This window comes from Solwaraspora sp. WMMA2056 (assembly GCF_030345095.1).
Taxonomy (GTDB): domain Bacteria; phylum Actinomycetota; class Actinomycetes; order Mycobacteriales; family Micromonosporaceae; genus Micromonospora_E.
In genome coordinates this window covers 5,273,361-5,292,481 of sequence record NZ_CP128360.1, presented here as the reverse complement: position 1 = coordinate 5,292,481, position 19,121 = coordinate 5,273,361, and the positions used below count along the sequence as shown (strand labels likewise).

Below are 19,121 nucleotides of genomic sequence, written 5' to 3'. Positions count from 1 at the left end.
CCCACCCCACCCGCCGCACGTCGTCAGGCCAGTCCCGCCCGGCGCAGGGCATCGGCGAGGGCGCCGTCGGCGTACCCGCCGCCGGCCGGCCGCCCGCCCCCGGAACCCGACCGACCACCGCCCCCGGATCGGCCGCCGCGCTGACCGCCGCCGTGGCCCCCACTCTGGCCACCGCCCTTGCCCGATTGGCCGTCGCGCCCCGCCGACCGCTGCTGACCGCCGCGACCGGGCCCGCCGCCGGCGTCACGCTGACCCGGGGTCCGGGCCGCACCGGGCTCGTCGTCCAGCCGCAGGGTCAACGAGATCCGCTTGCGCGGTACGTCCACCTCGAGCACCTTGACCCGCACGATGTCACCCGGCTTGGCCACGTCGCGCGGATCCTTCACGAACGTCTTGGACATCGCCGACACGTGCACCAGGCCGTCCTGGTGCACCCCGACGTCGACGAACGCGCCGAAGGCGGCCACGTTCGTCACCACCCCCTCCAGCACCATGCCGGTCCGAAGGTCGGCGAGCGTCTCCACCCCGTCGGCGAAGGTCGCCGTCCGGAACGCCGGCCGAGGGTCGCGGCCCGGCTTCTCCAACTCCGCCAGGATGTCGGTGACCGTCGGCAGACCGAAGACGGCGTCGACGAAGCGCTCCGGCTTGATCCGGCGCAGTGTCTTCGTGTCGCCGATCAACGTGCGCAGGTCGCTGCCGGTGTCGGCGAGGATCCGGCGGACCACCGGGTACGCCTCCGGGTGCACGCTGGACGAGTCCAGCGGGTCGTCGCCGTCGCGGATCCGCAGGAAGCCGGCACACTGCTCGAACGCCTTCGGGCCGAGCCGGGCCACCGACCTCAACGCCTCCCGGGACCGGAACGGCCCATGGCTGTCACGGTGCAGCACGATGTTCTCGGCCAGCCCGGCACCGATGCCGGAGACCCTGGTCAGCAGCGGAGCCGATGCGGTGTTGACGTCCACCCCGACTCCGTTGACGCAGTCCTCCACGACGGCGTCGAGCGACCGGGACAGCTTCGTCTCGGAGATGTCGTGCTGGTACTGCCCGACCCCGATCGACCGAGGGTCGATCTTGACCAGTTCGGCGAGCGGGTCCTGCAGGCGCCGGGCGATGGAGACCGCGCCGCGTAGCGACACGTCCAGGTCCGGCAGCTCCTGCGAGGCGTACGCCGAGGCCGAGTAGACCGACGCGCCGGCCTCGGAGACCATCACCTTGGTCAACTTCAGCTCGCCGTGGCGGGCCATCAGGTCGGCGACCAGCTTGTCGGTCTCCCGGGACGCGGTGCCGTTGCCGATCGCGACCAGCTCGACCCGGTGCGCGGCGGCCAGCTTCGCGAGCGTGTCGATCGAGGCGTCCCACTGCCGGCGGGGCTCGTGCGGGTAGACCGTCTCGGTGGCCACCACCTTGCCGGTGGCGTCCACCACCGCCACCTTCACCCCGGTCCGGATCCCCGGGTCCAGCCCCATCGTGGTCCTGCTGCCGGCCGGTGCGGCGAGCAGCAGGTCGCGCAGATTGGCGGCGAACACCCGGACCGCCTCGTCCTCGGCCGCCTGCCACAACCGCATCCGCAGGTCCGCGCCGAGGTGGATGAGGATCCGGGTGCGCCAGGCCCAGCGCACCGTGTCGGCCAGCCACTTGTCCGCCGGGCGCCCCTGGTCGCTGATGCCGAACCGGCCGGCGATGATCGGCTCGTAGCTGCTCGGCCCGGCGACGGCGTCGGCCGGCACCTCCTCCGGCTCCATCGTCAGGTCCAGGACCTGCTCCTTCTCGCCGCGCAACATCGCCAGCACCCGGTGCGACGGCAGCTTCGTGAACGGCTCGGCGAAGTCGAAGTAGTCGGCGAACTTGGCGCCCTCGGTCTGCCGGCCCTCGCGTACCCGGGAGGTGAGCCGGCCCCGCGACCACATCCGCTCCCGCAGCTCGCCGATCAGGTCGGCGTCCTCGGCGAAGCGTTCCACCAGGATCGCCCGCGCACCGTCCAGCGCGGCCGTGGCGTCGGCGACTCCCTTGTCGGCGTCGACGAAGCCGGCGGCGACCGTCCGTGGATCCTGGGCCGGGTCGGCGAGCAGCGTCTCGGCCAGCGGCTCCAGCCCGGCCTCCCGGGCGATCTGCGCCTTGGTCCGCCGCTTCGGCTTGTACGGCAGGTAGATGTCCTCCAGCCGGGCCTTCGAGTCGGCCGCCATGATCTGTGCGGTCAGCGCGTCGTCGAGCTTGCCCTGGCTGCGGATCGCCTCCAGGATCGCGCCCCGGCGCTCCTCCAGCTCCCGCAGGTAGCGCAGCCGCTCCTCCAGGGTGCGCAGCTGCGCGTCGTCGAGCATCCCGGTGGCTTCCTTGCGGTACCGGGCGATGAACGGCACCGTCGCACCGCCATCGAGCAGCTCGACGGCGGCGGCCACCTGCCCCGACCGTACTCCCAGTTCCTCCGCGATCCGTTGATCAATCGCTGTGGTCACGTCGCGTGCCCCGCTCCAACTTCCCGGCGTGCCGGCGGTGGTGTGCCCGCCGGCTCGCTGCCTGCCGCCCGCCGGCCGGCGTCGCGGCGGCGGGGACCACGGTGCGCGGTCCGACAAGCATTCTGCCGGCAACCGGGGACCGGTGTCGCGCCACCACGCGACCGCGAACGCCGCAGGGGACCGGTCACCAGGCGACGGAGGTGTCCCGTGCCGGCCACAACCGGACCGCCATCCGGGACCGGGTCGGCTGCCCGTTGATCGCCGCGACCACCGCCGTCAGCTGCGGGTCGAGCCCGGCGGCGGTGGTGGTCAACTGACTGCGCACCGTCGGGCCGTACATGGTCACGAACCATGCGTCGGCACCGGTGGCGCGGACGATCTGGGCCAGTGTCGCGGCACGCCGACCGACCGGCCCGGAGCGGCCGAGCGCGTGCCCGAGCCGCACCCGGGGGCCGACCGCGCGGACCGGATCCATCGCCGGGAACCGCGCGACCGACCGTCGGGTCAGCGGTTGGCGGACGACCTCGGTACGCAGCACGCCGAGCGCCTCCAGGTCCTCGGCGACCACCCCGGGCAGCCCGGGACGCATCAGGGTGATCCAGTCCGGCACCGGTTGACGGGGCTCCCGCCGCAACTCCGCCAGCAGCGGATCGGCGACCGGATCACCGATCGGCAGGCCGTCGGCCGGCACCAGCAGGCCGTCGTCGCGTACCTGCGCCCGGCCGGCCAGCACCAGGGTGGCGATCGCGGCACCGGCCAGGCCCGCGCCGAGCGGTTCCGGGCCGATCATCGGCCGTCCGGTGCTGTCGTCGAGCGCAACCAGGAAGAACTCCTCGGTCAGCGTCAACTCCGAAGGAGTCCGGGCACGGGGCATCGAGTCGTCCCTTGCGGCGGTTCTGGTACGCGAGTCGAGCAGGACCCAAGCAGCGGCCCGACGAAATGACCTTGCTGCAGCGGAACCTTACGACGCCGGACCAATCAGCTCAACCCAGTGCTTTGCCGGACACCGCCAGAGGTCGCCCGGCAGCGCCGAACGGCACCCCGGGCCTCCGACGACGTCCGTACCGGGTTAGCGTCTGCTGATGAACCGGGCACCGGAACCGGACCGGCCGGCGCGGCCGTCCGCCGATGACGACGCCGACCCGCGCGCCCGCCGGCTGTTCGGCCGGCGCGCGGCGGCCGCCAGCGACCTGGCGGGCAGCCCGTTTCGGGCCGACCGGGACCGGCTCGTCTCCTCGCCGCTGTTCGCCCGCCTCGGCGGGGTCACCCAGGTGATCAGCCCTGGTGGGTCCGGTCTGCTGGTGCACAACCGGCTCACCCACAGCCTGAAGGTCGCCCAGGTCGGCCGGGCCATCGCCGAACGGTTGACCGCCGACGACCGGCACCGGGGTCTGCTGGACAAACTCGGCGGCTGCGACCCGGACGTGGTGGAGGCCGCCGCGCTCGCCCACGACCTCGGCCACCCGCCGTTCGGGCATCTGGGCGAGCGGGTGTTGGACCGGGTGGCCCGGCTGCGGCTCGGCCTGCCGGACGGCTTCGAGGGCAACGCGCAGTCCTACCGGATCGTGACCAGCACGGAGATCCGTGGCACGGCGGCGGTGGGGCTGGACCTGACCGCGGCGGTACGGGCGGCGATGCTGAAGTACCCGTGGACCCGGCGTACCTACCCGGACCCGCATCCGAGCACGCTGCGCCCGGCACCGCGTGGCGCGGCCGTCGCGCCGGACGACCCGTCGACCGGTTCGGTCAAGTTCGGCGCCTACACCACCGAGGCCGCCGACCTGCGGCAGGCCCGCGAACCGTTCGCCGGGCTCATCGACCCGTGGCAGCAGACCGTCGAGGCGTCCATCATGGATGTCGCCGACGACATCGCGTACGCCATCCACGACCTGGAGGACTTCCACCGGGTCGGTGTGCTGCAACAGGGCACGGTGGCCGGGGAGCTGACCGCCTGGCAGCGGGCGATGACGGAGCTGGCCGGCCTCACCGACGCCGAGATCGGGGCGACCACGCACCGGCCCGGCCGGGCGATCGAAGGGCTGCGCCGCCAGCTGCACCGCAAGGACAGTTGGATCGCCTCCGACGAGGTCTTCGCGGCCGCCGTCGAACACGTCCGGCGGGAGCTGGCCGAGGGCCTGCTGATGGTGCCGTTCGACGGGTCGATCGAGGCCGAGGAGAACATCACCACGTTCTCCGCCCGGTGGACCCGCCGACTGGTCGACGCGATCGGGGTCACCCCGGACCCGCCGGTGCGGTCCGGGCACGTCCTGCTGGCCACCGCACAGTGGCACGAGGTGCAGGTGCTCAAGTTCGTGCACCACCGGTTCGTGCTGGCCCGCCCGGATCTCGCCCTGCACCAGCGGGGCCAGGCCGACCTGCTGGCGACCCTGATCGACAAGCTGTTGGCCTGGTTGACCGACCCGGACGAGCAGGCGCGGCTACCCCGCCGCCTGCACGACCTGGTGGAGCTGGCAACCGCCGAACTGGCCGGCCTGGTCGCCGACCCCGGTCCGCCCGCCCGGGGGCGGGCGATCGTCGACTACGTCGCGTCGCTCACCGACGGTCAGGCCGTCGCGTTGCTCGACGCGCTCACCGGCCGGTCCGGGCAGCTCTGGACCGACGCGTTCGTGCTGTGACCGGCTGATCGTGGCCTGTGGCCCGGTGCGTCGGTCAGTCCCGCCAGTCGTAGTCGAGATCGACCAGGCTGGAGCCGACCGTGATCCGGGCCAGGACGGCGAGCAGGGCCGACCGGCGCTGGTCACGGCTGACGATGTCGGCGGCGTCGGCGTTCAGGTGGACGTACCGCTGCCAGATCAGTTGCTCGATCTCCTCGGCGTTGATCAATCTCCGGTCACACTGTGTGTCGGGGCATGCGTAGTACCGGATGCCGTCGTCGGCCCAGGCAGGGATCATCGGACGGTCCGCGCAGCGGAGCAGTCCGCGCAGGATGTAGAGATCAGTTTCGGTGGTGCCAGGTCGTGCGGGGTTGACCATGGTGTCCATCCCTCATCGCCTCCTGCCTGTGTGTACGGCTGGGCGAGGAGTCCGGTTCGCCGGCACGACGTACCAAATGTGGTTGATCCGGCCGGGCTGGGCGGTCTACCCGGCGCGGCCGTTGCCCGGTCGCAGGTTCTGCAGCCGCACCTGCCCCAGGGCGACCAGCCGACCGTCACCGTCGGTGATGTCGACCTTCCACAGTTGCTGACTGTGGCCGCGATGGACCGGGGTGCCGACGGCGGTCAGTTCGCCGCCGCTGACCGCCGCGAGGAAATCGGTCTGGTTGGCGACGCCCACCACCCGGCCCTGATCGCCGATCCAGAGCGTGCCGCCGATGCTCGCCGCGCTCTCCACCAACGTGCAGTACACCCCGCCGTGCACGATCCCGTACGGCTGGTGCAGCGCGGCGGTCACCGGCATCCGCAGCCGGACGGCGTCGGCGGACGCCTCGTCGAGACGTATCCCGAGCAGGCCGTACAACCCGCTGTTCAGCTGCTGCATGTCGTCTCCTGTCCCTGGCCCACCGCGCGGGCCGGTGCGGCCCGCGCCGAGCCTAGCCAGGACGGCCGGCCCCGGCCGGGACGCCCCTGGTCCGTTCGCCCCGTTGCCTGGCCAGCCGCATCGCCGGCCGCTCCACCCAGCGGTGCAGCGGCACCGCCAGCAGGTAGGACCCGACCAGGAACGCCACCGCCAGGGCGACCGCCTGCCCGGCCGGGAAGACCCGGTCCCGGCCGAGGAGGTGCATCACGCTGATGATCACCACCATGTGCACCAGGAAGAAGGCGTACGACACCTCGCCCAGGTGCACCGCGAGCCGGTCCCGCCACACCGACCGCCGACCGCCCAGGTCGGCCAGGGCTGCCGCCGGCACCAGCAGGCCGATCGTGACGATCGTCGCGGCGGTGTCGCGCGCAGCGGCCGGCAGCCACCCGACGGCGAGGTAGTTGACCACCCACAGCGCCGTCGCCAGCGGGAGCGCCGGCCCTCGCCAGGCACCGCGCAGCACCAGCAACGCCAGCACGATGCCGAGCAGGAACTCCAGCATCCGTACCGGTGGGAAGACGTAGACGAACCACCGGCGGTGCTCGGCGGCGACGAGAGCCTGCGCCACCAGCGGCATCGACCACACGGCGAGTGGCACCACGATGGCGGCCACCCGCAACGCGCCGGTACGGAGTCGCCGCAACCCGGCGTACAGCAGGGGAAACGCCAGGTAGAAGGCGATTTCGCAGGAAAGTGACCAGGTGACCGGGTTGATCCCCAGGTAGTAGACGTCCGAGGGATGCCAGGCGTGCACCAGCAGGGCCGAGCTGGCCAGCAGCTGTGGCCAGGAGTCCGGTGTCCGGGCGGTCACCACCAGCCCGACCAGCGCCAGACCCAGCGCCACCAGATGCGCCGGATAGACCCGGACGATCCGGTTGCGCAGGAAGCGTCCGGGCCGGTGACCGGAACGGACCGACCAGGTGAGCACGAAGCCGGACAGGACAAAGAAGAACGACACCCCGAGGTCGCCGGCGTCGAACAGCAGGCCGGCCCACCACACGTCCTGCGGGTCCGCGAGCGGGATGAACGAGTACGCGTGCACGCCGAAGACCAGCAGGGCGGCGGCCCGTAGCCCGGTCAGCGACGGCAGCCGGCCGGGCGCAGGTGGGGTGGCAGGCACGGCGGGACATGTCTCCCGCGCCGTCGACCGCTAAACAGCCGCCGTCGTCGCGGCTGACCGGTCCGACCGTGCCGGCACGTGTTCCTGACCAGGGCAGGTCCGCAGCGGGCTTGGTATGGTGTGCGCCTGTTTGACGAATCAGCCGGTGGATGACATGTGCGCAGGGGCCATCGTGGTGCGACCCGCCGCGCCGGGGACGACCCGCGCCTGTTCGTCGTTGCCGGCGCTGGCCCTGCTCGTCGTCGGCGCCGTGGCGGCCGTGCTGTACGGCGTCGTCGACTCCCCACTGATTCACGGCTCAGCGTTCGTCGTCGCTGGGGTGGGCGGGGCCGCGGCTGTGGTGGTGGGACCCCGCTGGCACGGTGCCCGACCGCGACTGGCCTGGGCGTTGCTCGCCGCCGCGTGTGTCTGCTTCCTCACCGGCGCGCTGGCACGGCCGTGGGCGGTCGGCCAGGACGGGACGTACGCGCTGGCGGCGGACGCCGCGACGGTGCCCGGCTACCTGTTCATGCTGCTCGGGTTGGCGGGGCTGCTGCGCACCCGGGGCCGACTGCCGTCCCACGCGGTCATCGACGGGCTGATCGTCTTCATCGGTGCCGCCCTGTGTTCGGTGCTGCTGCTGGCGGTACCGGCCGGCAGCATCACCGGCCGTCCGGCGTTGGTGTCGGCCCTCGCCGCGCTGTACCCGATCTTCGACGTGATCCTCGTCCTGCTGCTGGTCAGTCTGGCCTTCACCACCGCCGCGCGGCGGGCCAGCTACCTGTTGCTGGTCGCCTCGATGAGCTGCCTGCTGCTCGGTGACGTGCTGTACGCCATCATCGGGGTCTCCGGCCAGCTGACCGGCTCCCGCCTGCTGGACCTGCCGTTCCTGGTCGGCTTCCTGCTCATCGGCGCGGCGGCGCTGCACCCGTCGGTGGTCGAGCTCGGCCGGGCCGCCCCGCTGCCGGTGCAGGCGTGGTCCTGGCAGCGGCTGCTGCTGATCGGTCCGGCGTTGGCCGCACCGTTCCTGTTGACGGTCTTCGTCTCCGGCCGGTCCGCCACCGACCGGCTGGTGCTCGGGGTCGGCGGCGCGGCGATGGTGGTACTGCTGATGATGCGGGCGGTCTCCGCCGTGCAGGGCTATGCCGCCGCGCAGCGTCGCTACGAGCACCGGGCCACCCACGATCCGCTCACCGGCCTGCCCAACCGGTTGATGCTCGCCGCCGAGGTCCGTCGGCTGCTGACCACGCGTCCGGCGAACCGGACGTGGATCTGGGTGTTCTTCCTCGACCTCGACGGCTTCAAGCTGGTCAACGATTCCTGGGGGCACCACGCCGGCGACCAGCTGATCGCCGAGGTGGCGGGCCGGCTGCGCGCGGCGCTGCCCCCGGCGGCGATGGTCGCCCGGGTCGGCGGCGACGAGTTCGTCGTGGTCCACCTGGGTGACCGCTCGGACGCGCTCACGGTGGCCGACCGGATCATCGACTGTGTGAACACGCCACTGCAGATCCGCCAGGTCGAGGCGGTGATCACCGCATCGGTGGGTATCGCCGGGACCGAACTGGGCCCCGCCGGCGTCCGCGCCGACCCGCCGGTGTCCGCCGACGCGCTGCTGCGCGACGCCGACACCGCCATGTACCAGGCCAAGGCCGACGGCCGGGGCCGGTGGGTGATGTTCGACGCGTCGATGCACGAACGGGTCCGGGAACGGGTCGACATCGAGCAGGCGCTGCGGACGGCGCTCGCGCAGGACGACCTGCGGTTGGCGTACCAGCCGATCGTCGATCTGGAAAGCGGTGCCCTGATCGGGGCGGAGGCGTTGCTGCGTTGGGAGCATCCCGAGCGCGGGCCGGTGTCGCCGGCGGTGTTCATCCCGATGGCCGAGGACACCGGGCTGATCGGACCGATCGGGCGCTGGGTGCTCGACCGTGCGCTGCATCAGGTCGCGCAGTGGCGCGCCGACGGCACGGTCGACGCCGACTTCTGGATGTCGATCAATGTGTCACCCCGGCAGTTGCGCGACCCCGGGCTGTCCCGGGCGCTGGACGACTGCCTGGCCCGGTACGACGTACCGGCGTCGGCGGTGGTGCTGGAGATCACCGAGTCGGTGATGATCGACCCGACCAGCGCCACCGGCCAGGTCCTGTCCGACCTGCGCCAGCGCGGCATCCGCATCGTCGTCGACGATTTCGGCACCGGCTTCTCGGCGCTCGGCTACCTGCGGAGCCATCCGGTGACCGGGGTGAAGGTGGACCGTGCGTTCGTGGCCGGGCTCGGGGCGAGCGCCAAGGATGAGGAGATCGTCCGGGCGGTCGTCGCGATGAGCAGCGCGCTGCACCTCACCGTGGTCGCCGAGGGCGTCGAGACGCCGCTGCAGCAGAGCGTGCTCGCGGTCCTCGGCGTGCTGTACGGCCAGGGCAGACTCTGGGGGGAACCGGTGGAGCCACAGGAGTTCGTCCACCTCTGGTCGGCGGAGGTCGGCCCGGCGGAGGTCGGCCGGGCAGAGCCGATGGCGACCGCGGAGCCGGAGCCGATGGCAGCGGCGGAGCCGACTCAGGGCCGCGGCGGCGGCTCGTAGAGCCAGAACGTCTGTTCGTCGAGCCGCCGGGCCCCGGTGCCGGCGGTCAACGACGTCAGTGTCTGGTGGATCGCCCTACCGAGCCCGATCTCGTCGTTGCGGCGGCAGATGTCCAGCGCGGCGATGCCGTCGCAGGCGCGTACCCGCTGCCACATGTCGGCGATCACCGACTCGAAGATCCCGCAGCCACGGCTCGCCGGGTGGATGGCGAAGAACCCGATGTACCAGATGCGTTTCTCGGCGTACAGCTGTGGCCAGTGGTGCGCGAAGTAGTCCGGTGAGATCAGTGGCATCGCGTCGAGCTCGTTGGTGAAGGTCGCGAGCGCGGCCAGTTCGTCCGGGCGACCCGGGTCCCGCCCGAGGTACTTCAGCACCCGTTTGTCACTGATGACGTGGTCGAACTCGACGCGGTCCATGACGTGCCGTTGCACCGCGGTCACCCGCAGTTCGTCGAATGCGTCGGTGTACAAGCGCCAGGTCGCCTCGGTCAGCTCGGCGGGAACGTCCGTACCGACCTCGATGTGCATGATCATCCCTCCGGGCCGCGTCGCGTGCGTGGGGGGTGGACGGACCCTGCCGTTCAGTATGGGTGACAACTGAGTGTTAGGTCAGCTCGACAGACACTGTGGCACAACGGGTTCGTCGGACAGCCGGACCGATCCAATGTAGAGTTCATACACGCAGTGTCCGGAGGTGGACACGAAGCGGGTGCCCCCGGGCTGCTCGTCGCGATTTCTTCCGCTGCGATCGATCCGTCCGGCGGTCGGCTGCGTACCTCCGGGTGGGCACCTCGGTGCATGGTGCCCGCGAGCCGAGGAGGGCCCGTCATGCAGCGACCGGCACAGGGGGCGCAGCCCGCAGCGATCGAACTCGGTCCGGTCGACCGTCCGGAGCCGTCCGGGTCGTCCGGGTCGTCCGGCGGCCCGACGGTCCCGCTGGCCGAGCCGGGCAACTCCGCGCCGTACCGGCCCGACGGGGCCTGGCCGGGCCGCCCGCCCAGCGACGCCGGTGATCCGGCCGAGGACCACCTTCCGCCACTGTCCGGCGACGACACGGTGACCGGGCCGCCCCGGCTGCTCCCACCGCCGCCGTGGCTGGCCCGGGAGTTGGACCGGCCCGAGCCGGTCGCCCCGGCCGTACCGTTCTTCGACCGTGGCTCCGGCGACGCCGCCGCCGACGCCCGTGGACCCGACGGGTCCGGCGACTGGCCCGACGGCGGCGAGTCCGACCATCGCGACGACCCGGCGTACGGGGCCTCGCCGAGCTGGACGGCCCCGGACTGGACGCCGCCGACCGGTCCACCGGACGGGCCGCCGACCGCACGTCGCCGCCCCCGGCGGTTCGCCCTGCTGCTGACCGGTCTGCTCGCCCTGTTCCTGGTGGCCGCCGTGGCCGGTGCCAACCTGATGCAAACGCGCGGCGGTGGCGGCGGTGGCCCGACCGCCGACGCGCAGCCCGCCCCCGCCGCCCCGGACTCAGCCGCCGGCGGCGCACCCGCACCGGGAGCGGTCGACGACGGCGACCCGGTCGAGACGGCCCCGGCCACCGAACGACTGGTCACCGGCCCGCGCGGCGACCTGCAGGAAGCCGAGTTCGACCTGGTCAGCGGCACCACCACGGTCAATATCCGGGCGGTCGACCTCGGCGACGAACTGTACCGGGTGAGCACCCCGATCGATGCCGACGTGCAGCCACGGATCATCGCTGACGACGACAGCCGGATCCAGCTGCACCTGGTGCCCAGTGGGCAGACCGGACCCGGCGTCGTCGACATCCAGCTGAACTCGGCGGTCCGCTGGCAGCTGCGCCTCACCGGCGGCGTCGCCCAGCACGCGATCGACCTGACCGCCGCCGACCTCGACGGCGTCGACATCGTCGGCGGGGCGGCCCGGATCGACCTGGCACTGCCGGCACCCGACGGCACGATGACGGTACGGATGACCGGCGGCGCCAACCAGTTCGTGGTCAGCGCCCCGGACGGTCCGCCGGCCCGGGTCAGCTTCGGTGCCGGCGCCGGCGACGTGACCCTCGATGACCGTCAGCGCGGTGGTGTCGCCCCCGGAGCGGTCTTCACCGGCCGTGGCTTCGCCGACGCGACCGACCGGTACGACATCGACGTCGTCGCCGGTGCCTCCGTGTTCACCCTGCAACGCGACTGACGAATCAGCGACGACTGAGCCGTCGCCGCCGCCCTGGCGTCGGCGGGCCGGATCACCCGACGGCTCAGTCCGCCGTTTCCGCCTCGTCCATCATCCGGTAGATCCGCTGCTCCGACACCGGGTACGGGGTGCCCAGCGCCTGGGCGAACACGTTCACCCGCAGCTCCTCGATCATCCAACGGATCTGCCGGGCGGCCTCGGTGTGATGCCGGGCCGGCGGCAGCCCGTCGAGCAGTTGCTGGTACTCCCGGCGTACCGTGTCGATCCTCGCCTGCTGGTCGCGGTCCCGGCGCGGATTCTGCGGCAGCTTCTCCAACCGGCGGTCGATCGCGGTCAGATAGCGGGGCAGGTCCGCCAGCCGCGCGTACCCGGTGACCGTCACGAACCCCGGGAAGACCAGCGCGGCGAGCTGGTCGCGGATGTCGGTCAGCGCCGCGACCAGGGCCAGGTCGGTGGTACGCCCGAGTCGCTGCTGCACGTCGTGCGCCGCCGCCAGCACCCGGCGTACCCGGTTGACCACCTCGACGGTGGTGTCGACCAGCCCGGCGCGGACCTGCTCGCGCAGCGCCGCGAAGCCGTCGGCGTCCCAGGCCGGCCCGCCCGCGTCGGCCATCAGCTTGTCGACCGCCGCCCCGGCGCAGTCCTCCAGCAGCTCCACCACGTTGCGGTACGGGTTGCGACTCAACGCCAACTTGTCCTGGTTGGACAGCCGGCCGGCGACGAACTTCGCCGGCGACGGCAGGGTGATCAGCAGCAGCCGCCGGGTGCCCGCCCACATCGACCGGTCCCGGGCGGCGGCCCGGTCGAAGACCCGGACCGCCACCGAGTCACCCTCGTCGACCAGCCCCGGGTACGCGGTGACCCGGTAGCCGGCCCGGTCCTGCTCGACGCTGCGGGCCAGGGTGCCGATGCTCCAGTCCCGCAACCCCCGGCGCTCCACGTCCGGCGCGGCGGCGGCCACCACCTTGCGGACCTCGGTGGTCAGCTGCCGGCGCAGCGCCGCGAGGTCCTTGCCCTCGGCGACCGGCTTACCGTCGGTGTCCACCACCCGGAACGTCACCCGCAGATGCGCCGGCAGCCTGGTCAGATCCCAGGCGTCGTGCGGCACGACCACCCCGGTCATCCGGCGCAGCTGCCGGGCCAGCGCGTCCAGCAACGGCTCGGCACCCGGGGTGATGGCGGCCAGCGCCGCGCGGGCGAAATCCGGCACCGGTACGAAGTTGCGGCGCAACTGCTTCGGCAGCGACCGGATCAACGCGATGACCAGCTCCTCGCGCAGGCCGGGCACGTGCCAGTCGAAGCTGTCGTCGGAGACCTGGTTGAGCATCGCCAACGGCACGTCGACGCTGACCCCGTCGACGGCCGAGCCCGGCTCGAACCGGTACGTCAGCGGCAACGCCATCCCGTCGGAGTGCCACTCGTCGGGGTAGTCGGCCGGGTCGACCCGGCCCTTGCCCTGGTTGACCAGCATGTCCCGGTCGAAGGTGAGCAGGTCGGGCCGGTCCCGGCGGGCCTTCTTCCACCAGGAGTCGAAGTGCCGACCGGAGACCACGTCGGCGGGCAGCCGCTGGTCGTAGAACTCGTAGAGGGTCTCGTCGTCGACCACGATGTCCCGCCGGCGGACCCGTTCCTCCAGCTCACCGACCTCGTCGAGCAGTGCCCGGTTGTCGTGGAAGAACCGGTGCGGGGTGTGCCAGTCGCCCTCGACCAGGGCGTGCCGGATGAACAGCTCCCGACTCAGCACCGGGTCGACCCGGCCGAAGGTGACCTTGCGGCCGGCGGCCAGCGGTACGCCGTACAGGGTGACCTTCTCGTAGGCCATCACCGCCGCCTGCTTCTTCTCCCAGTGCGGCTCGCTGTACGAGCGTTTCACCAGGTGACCGGCGAGCGCCTCGACCCACTCCGGTTCGACCTTGGCGACCGTACGGGCCCACAGCCGGGACGTCTCGACCAGCTCGGCCGCCATCACCCAGCGGGGTGGTCTGCGGGCCAGCGCCGAGCCGGGGAAGATCGCGAACTTGGCTCCCCGGGCACCCAAGTACTCCGGCTTGGCCGGGTCCTTCACCCCGACGTGCGACAGCAGACCGGCCAGCAACGACTGGTGTACGGCGGCCGGCGCGGCCGGCTCACCGCCCCGGTCGACCGGCACGTTCATCGACCGCAGCACCTGCCGGATCTGGCTGTGGATGTCCTGCCACTCACGGACCCGCAGGTAGTTGAGGAACTCGGCCCGGCACATCCGCCGGAACGCGCTGCCGGAGCGTTCCCGCTGCTGCTCCCGCAGGTGGCGCCACAGGTTGAGCAGGGCGACGAAGTCCGACTCCGGATCGGCGAACCGGGCGTGCGCCTGATCGGCCTGGGGTTTCTGCTCCGCCGGCCGCTCCCGGGGATCCTGGATGGACAACGCGGCGGCGATCACCGACACCTCGTCGACGCAGCCGTTGCCCTCGGCCGCGAGCACCATCCGGCCCAGCCGGGGATCCACCGGCAGCTGCGCCAGCCGCCGCCCGACAGCCGTCAACCGGGGCGGCAGGCCCGGCGCGGGCGGCTCGATCGCGCCCAGCTCGTGCAGCAGCGCGACGCCGTCGGTGATCTGCCGGCGGTCCGGCGGCTCCACGAACGGGAACGCGGCGATGTCACCCAACCCGATCGCGGTCATCTGCAGGATCACCGAGGCCAGGTTGGTCCGCAGGATCTCCGGATCGGTGAACTCCGGCCTGGACTCGAAGTCGGCCTCGTCGTACAGCCGGATGCAGATCCCGTCGGAGGTACGCCCGCAGCGGCCCTTACGCTGGTTGGCCGACGCCTGCGACACCGGCTCGATCGGCAGCCGCTGCACCTTCAACCGGTTGCTGTAGCGGGAGATCCGCGCCGTACCCGGGTCGATGACGTACTTGATGCCCGGCACGGTCAGCGACGTCTCGGCGACGTTGGTCGCCAACACCACCCGCCGACCCGGATGTGGCTGGAAGATCCGGTGCTGCTCGGCGGCGGACAACCGGGCGTACAGCGGCAGGATCTCGGTGTCGCGCAGCCGGGGCCGGTTGGCGACCAGCTTGCCCAGCGCGTCGGCGGCGTCGCGGATCTCCCGTTCGCCGCTGAGGAAGACCAGGATGTCGCCGGGGCCCTCGTCGGCGAGCTCCTCCACCGCCGCGCTGATCCCGTCGACCTGGTCGAGCGTCACCGTGCCCGGGGTGGCGTCCGGGTCGTCCGGGTCGACGGTCTCCCGCAGCAGCGGCCGGTACCGCACCTCCACCGGATAGGTCCGCCCCGACACCTCGACCATCGGCACCGGCGGCCGGCCCGGCTCGCTGAAATGGTCGGCGAAGCGCTGCGGGTCGATCGTCGCCGACGTGATGACCACTTTGAGGTCGGGGCGGCGGGGCAGCAACTGCTTGAGGTAGCCGAGGATGAAGTCGATGTTCAGGCTGCGCTCGTGCGCCTCGTCGATGATCAACGTGTCGTACTGGCGCAGCATCTTGTCGTGCTGCAGCTCGGCCAGCAGGATCCCGTCGGTCATCAACTTCACCAGGGTCTGGCCGCCGACCTGATCGTTGAACCGGACCTTGTAGCCGACCACGTCGCCCAGCGTGATGCCGAGCTCCTCGGCGATCCGGTCGGCGACGGTGCGGGCGGCCAGCCGGCGCGGCTGGGTGTGCCCGATCAGCCCGCGCACCCCACGACCCAGCTCCAGGCAGATCTTCGGGATCTGGGTGGTCTTGCCCGAGCCGGTCTCACCGGCCACGATCACCACCTGGTGGTCGCGGATCGCCGCCGCGATGTCGTCGGCGCGTTCGCTGACCGGCAACCCGGCGGGGTAGCTGACCTGCGGCACCGCGTCCCGCCGTCGCTGCACCGCCTGCTGCGCCGCCGCGATCGAGGCGGCGATCTCGCCCAGCGCGGCCTGCCGGGCCTGCGGATCCCGCACCTTGCGCACCCCGTCGAGGCGCCGGCGCAGCCGCTGCTCGTCACGAAGAGTCAACTCGGGGAGGAGTGTGAGCAGGCCAGCGGGGTTCGGCGCAGGGGAGGGCGGGTTCATGGCGTTGACCACGATACCCGCCGCTCCCGGCCCGGTCGCCCGGGTTTCCGGCCGCCTGTCTCTGGTGCAGGCCACCTGTCCCGGGTTCAGGTCACCGCGTCGAGCAGGCGCTCCAGGGTGGTACGGGTCGGCAGGTGCGTCAGCAGGTGGTGGACGCTGCGGTCGGCGTACCGCCGATCTTCGGCCGTCCCCGCCGCCAACGCCGCCTCGACCTGCTCGCAGACGTAGTTGATCAGACCGGTCGCCGCGCCCCGGAAATCGGCCAGGCACAGCGTCGGTGCGCCCCCGGCCCGCTGCCGGTAGCCGTCGATCAGCGCCCGCGCACCGACGGCGTCGACCCGACTGTGCGGGGCGACTGCCCAGTCCAGCAGGGCGTTCGCCAACTCCCAGGCCGGCGGCTGGCCACCGGCGTGTTCCCAGCCGACGACGACGAGGCGACCGTCGGGGGCGAGCCGGGTCTGCGCCGGCCCGAACGTGTTGTGGGTCAGCACCGGATCCGGCACGGGCACGTCGCGGCCGATCGCCGCCAGGTCCTCCAGGGCCGGCACCGCCGCCGCCAGCTGACCGGCCCAGGGCGCCTGCCGGGCGGTCGCGGTGCCAGACAGCCCGGCCCAACTGGCCGGGCCGAGGCGTCTGGCGTGCCACGGGCTGACCCGGTCGACCGGCAACGCCAGGCCGTGCAGCGTGGCGAGCACGTCGCCGGCCGCACCGGCGACCACCGCACTCACCGGGGCCGCGAGCGGCGGCCCGGCCGGCAGATCCCGGTACGCCCGCCAGCGGTGACCACCTACGGACTCGACGATGTTGCCGTCGCGGCTGCGTACCGGGGTCGGCAGCAGCCCACCGGCCGCTGCGGCGGCCAGCTGCAGGGCGACGTCGGTGTCGGCGTCGACGATCGGCAGCCAGGTGTCCATCGTACGGACGGTGAAGCGTCCCCGGTCGGTGGTGATCGACCAGCGGCGGCCGATGTCGTCCGGGCGGGCCAGCGAGCGCATCGGGCCGACGACGGTGCCGAGGCCGAACCGGTCGGCGACCGCCCGGGCGAGGGACGGATCGGCCGTGTCGGCCCGCCCGTGCATCCGGTCGACCTCGGCCTTGAGCTCCGGCCAGGTACGGAAGCCGTACTGACCGGCCAGCGTCGTCTGCGCGTCGGCCAGGGTCACGGTCGGATCGACCTCACGCAGCCCGGCCAACAGTTCCTTGGCCTGCTGCCGCAGGTGGTGCAGGTGTGGGTTGTCGGGGAGCGTCTTCATGGGAACCTCGCTCTGTGACCCGGACTCGCACGGGCGGATTCAGAGCTGCGGTGTCCGTCGCTCGAACCTCGGACCTGGGGTGGCTTCGAACCTTCCGGCGAGTCTCGGCGCGATCCCCGACGCGCTGTCGGCCAGTGTAGCGGCCCACGCCAGCCGGTGCTGGGGAGCGTGGATCTGCTGGAGCGCAGGTAGCGTCGACGCCATGGCTTTTCCGGCCGTCCGCCTCATCGGCTGCTTTCCCGAGGCTCACGGGTTCGTGCTGCTCGACCCCGCACGCCTCGACCGGCACCTCGGTGCCGACAGTGCGGGCCGCGACCTGCTGGAGCTGTTCACCACCACCGATGCAGGTGACGCGGTCGTCCGGGCAGGCATCGCGATCCCGCTGATGGGTGTGGACGCCGGGTACTACACCGTACTGGTGCGGCACGTCGGGGATCCTGCGCCGTGGCCCGCACCTGCCCTTTCCTCGCCAGGCGGGGTCCTGGGCACGGAGACCGGCTCCCTGCTGCTCTGCGGCGCTGGCTACCTCACCCGCTGGACGCCGGGCCATCCGCGACACCGCCGCGTGAGCGTGCCACCGGGCTGGTACACCACCGAGATCCGACGGTACGACCACGCGGAGGGCACCGACGACGCGGCGTACGAGTTCCGGCTGACTCCCACCCCGGCCAGACGGGTGTCACCCGGTCCGCCACAGCGGATCCGGTGACACCCGCCTGCACGCGCGGTCCGCTGCAGCCGAGTTCCAGCCAGCTGGACCGGGAGTCAGGTGACGAGCAGGCGGAGACCAAGCTCAGCGGCGTCGAGCGCGGTCAGGTCACGGTTGCGGTCGGCCCACCGACCTGAGGCAAGGTCGGCACGCAGGTCGCGTACTGCCCGCTGCTCGACCTCGGGCCCGACTCTGCCCCAGACGGAGGTTCCCCGACGGACCTGCTCGTCGAGGTATGCCTCGGGGCGGCGCCAGTAGGCCTCGAAGAAGCCGTCGGCACAGTCCCATGGAACGAGCACCGGTTCCGCGCGTGCCCCGATCGTGTCGGCCAGCTCGGTGATGGACGGCCGGCCGACGAGAAAACCGGCGACCTCCGGCAGATAGTCGCGGATCAGCCAGAAGCGACGGTGCCAGCCGGATTCGCTGGTGTCGTGGGTGAAGACCACCACCCGGCGGGCCACCCGTCGCAGCTCGCGCAGTCCGGCGATCGGGTCCGGCCAGTGATGGATGGTGGCGAACGCCATCGCCGCGTCGAAGGACCGGTCCGCGAACGGAAGGCGCTCGGCGGTAGCGGCCACGCAGGGTGCCGCACCTGCGGGACGCTGTGCCCGCATCAGCGCCGATGGCTCCACTGCGGTGACGGCCCGGTCGGTGGGCTCGTAGGAGCCGGTGCCGGCCCCGACGTTCAACACCGTCCGCGCATCGCCGAGCGACGCCCAGACCTGTGCGGCGATCCGTGGCTCGGTCCGCCGCGTCACGGTGTAACCGGCCCCGATGGAGTCGTACAACTGCGTGCCCGACATGCCAGCGACCGTACCGGTCAGTGATGGTCTCGGAGCGCTCCGTCGCTCGCTCCTGCGCCCGTGCTCATGCGTCGGTGTCGTCGCTCGGGTGGTCGGCGGGCATCAGCCCGGACAGGTGCAGCACCGCCCGGACGCGCCGCGCCGAGCCAGGGTCCCACCGGTCGAGGATGGCGAGCGCCCGCAGTGACGGCCGGCACGGTGCGACCACCCCGCCGCACCGGTGGCACTCGCCGGTGGTCCGGTTCGGGATGTGGGTCCGGGCGGTCTCGTTGGCCTGCCGGATCGCCGCCTCCAACGCGGGAGAGCGTGGCGGGGCGCCGGCGAGCTGGAACGGCCAGTCGCGGTCGGGGTCGGTCTGCCCAGGGGTACGCCTGGGCAGCGGAGGCCGGTTCGGGGTCGGGTCGACATTGCGTGGCGTACCGATCGAGGTGTACCGGGCGAGCTGGGGTGTCCCGCCGATTCCGTCGTTCCTTGGCACTGTTCCCCCT

General features: G+C 72.3%; 13 protein-coding genes and 1 pseudogene. 4 read left to right on the top strand and 10 right to left on the bottom strand.

Annotated elements, in window-relative coordinates; genetic code table 11:
• Positions 1-23 precede the first annotated feature (23 nt).
• Both O7608_RS23890 and O7608_RS23885 read right to left on the bottom strand, forming a co-directional pair.
• The gene (locus tag O7608_RS23890) at positions 24-2,453 is read right to left on the bottom strand and encodes a Tex family protein (protein ID WP_289206717.1); all 2,430 of its coding nucleotides are present in this window, start codon (positions 2,451-2,453) and stop codon (positions 24-26) included.
• A gap of 184 nt (positions 2,454-2,637) precedes the next feature.
• Positions 2,638-3,327, bottom strand: coding sequence for a GOLPH3/VPS74 family protein (locus tag O7608_RS23885; protein WP_289206716.1), 690 nt, complete (start codon positions 3,325-3,327; stop codon positions 2,638-2,640).
• Between the two features lie 208 nt (positions 3,328-3,535).
• Between O7608_RS23885 and O7608_RS23880 the strand changes: the two genes are divergently transcribed.
• Positions 3,536-5,089, top strand: coding sequence for a deoxyguanosinetriphosphate triphosphohydrolase family protein (locus O7608_RS23880; protein ID WP_289206715.1), 1,554 nt, complete (start codon positions 3,536-3,538; stop codon positions 5,087-5,089).
• Between the two features lie 34 nt (positions 5,090-5,123).
• On the opposite strand, the gene O7608_RS23875 is transcribed toward O7608_RS23880, so the two are convergent.
• From O7608_RS23875 to O7608_RS23865, 3 genes are all read right to left on the bottom strand, one after another.
• The gene (locus tag O7608_RS23875) at positions 5,124-5,456 is read right to left on the bottom strand and encodes a recombinase zinc ribbon domain-containing protein (RefSeq protein WP_289206714.1); all 333 of its coding nucleotides are present in this window, start codon (positions 5,454-5,456) and stop codon (positions 5,124-5,126) included.
• A 96-nt stretch (positions 5,457-5,552) separates the two neighbouring features.
• Entirely contained in the window at positions 5,553-5,951 is a 399-nt protein-coding gene (locus O7608_RS23870) for a PaaI family thioesterase (protein ID WP_289206713.1), read from the bottom strand.
• 52 nt (positions 5,952-6,003) lie between these two features.
• Entirely contained in the window at positions 6,004-7,113 is a 1,110-nt protein-coding gene (locus tag O7608_RS23865; protein ID WP_289206712.1) for an acyltransferase family protein, read from the bottom strand.
• Positions 7,114-7,267: 154 nt separating this feature from the next.
• On the opposite strand from O7608_RS23865, the gene O7608_RS23860 reads away from it, so the two are divergent.
• Positions 7,268-9,670: a putative bifunctional diguanylate cyclase/phosphodiesterase gene (locus O7608_RS23860; RefSeq protein WP_289206711.1), complete on the top strand. Its 2,403-nt coding sequence runs from the start codon at positions 7,268-7,270 to the stop codon at positions 9,668-9,670.
• Here the strand turns inward: O7608_RS23860 and O7608_RS23855 are convergent.
• On the bottom strand, positions 9,646-10,197 hold the full coding sequence (locus tag O7608_RS23855; RefSeq protein ID WP_289206710.1) for a hypothetical protein: 552 nt from the start codon (positions 10,195-10,197) through the stop codon (positions 9,646-9,648). The two genes, O7608_RS23860 and O7608_RS23855, sit on opposite strands and share 25 nt — an antisense overlap.
• A 300-nt stretch (positions 10,198-10,497) precedes the next feature.
• On the opposite strand from O7608_RS23855, the gene O7608_RS23850 reads away from it, so the two are divergent.
• Entirely contained in the window at positions 10,498-11,829 is a 1,332-nt protein-coding gene (locus O7608_RS23850) for a hypothetical protein (RefSeq protein ID WP_289206709.1), read from the top strand.
• A 64-nt stretch (positions 11,830-11,893) separates the two neighbouring features.
• On the opposite strand, the gene hrpA is transcribed toward O7608_RS23850, so the two are convergent.
• Positions 11,894-15,868, bottom strand: a complete 3,975-nt coding sequence (hrpA, locus tag O7608_RS23845; protein WP_289206708.1) for an ATP-dependent RNA helicase HrpA — start codon at positions 15,866-15,868, stop codon at positions 11,894-11,896.
• A gap of 86 nt (positions 15,869-15,954) precedes the next feature.
• Positions 15,955-17,121, bottom strand: coding sequence for a phosphotransferase (locus O7608_RS23840; protein ID WP_289206707.1), 1,167 nt, complete (start codon positions 17,119-17,121; stop codon positions 15,955-15,957).
• 202 nt (positions 17,122-17,323) lie between these two features.
• On the opposite strand from O7608_RS23840, the gene O7608_RS23835 reads away from it, so the two are divergent.
• The gene (locus O7608_RS23835; RefSeq protein WP_289206706.1) at positions 17,324-17,830 is read left to right on the top strand and encodes a hypothetical protein; all 507 of its coding nucleotides are present in this window, start codon (positions 17,324-17,326) and stop codon (positions 17,828-17,830) included.
• 56 nt (positions 17,831-17,886) lie between these two features.
• Here the strand turns inward: O7608_RS23835 and O7608_RS23830 are convergent.
• Together O7608_RS23830 and O7608_RS23825 are read right to left on the bottom strand one after the other, a co-directional pair.
• Positions 17,887-18,627: pseudogene (locus tag O7608_RS23830) on the bottom strand (class I SAM-dependent methyltransferase); the annotation flags it as partial.
• A gap of 70 nt (positions 18,628-18,697) precedes the next feature.
• A complete protein-coding gene (locus O7608_RS23825; RefSeq protein ID WP_289206705.1) occupies positions 18,698-19,111 on the bottom strand; it encodes a hypothetical protein in 414 nt (137 codons plus the stop codon).
• Positions 19,112-19,121: the final 10 nt, after the last annotated feature.